Below are 321 nucleotides of genomic sequence, written 5' to 3'. Positions count from 1 at the left end.
CCTGTCCAAAATAAGGCAGGTTGACCCCATTCCGGAAAATACGGATGAGTACCCGAGATAATGAGTTCTTCTACACTTAACCCCCATTCATTCATCCGTCAGTGGCAAAGTAGCCAAAGTAGATAGCATCATTGATGCAAGTGGCTATCCCAAACCAGCTATTTTTAAGCCCGAGAGTGGAGGCAACTTTGAGCAACGCTTCTTTCACACTGGTGAGGTTCGGGGAGACAGAGTGTTGTTTGGTGTGTTGTACCAATGTTTTGTTGGTTTTGTGGTGCTTTCTCTTCTGCTTGTTTGTTCCTTCAATAGTGCTTTTTGCTT

1 protein-coding gene is annotated in these 321 nt (G+C 44.5%); it reads right to left on the bottom strand.

What is annotated here, in order from left to right:
- Positions 1-91 precede the first annotated feature (91 nt).
- Positions 92-321, bottom strand: a 230-nt coding sequence (locus tag D0T50_RS13525; RefSeq protein WP_163224048.1) for a hypothetical protein, incomplete at its 5' end; no start/stop codon positions are given.

The sequence above is a fragment of the Bacteroides sp. 214 genome (assembly GCF_010501015.1).
GTDB lineage: Bacteria > Bacteroidota > Bacteroidia > Bacteroidales > Bacteroidaceae > Bacteroides.
This window is presented reverse-complemented; position numbering and strand designations above follow the sequence as displayed.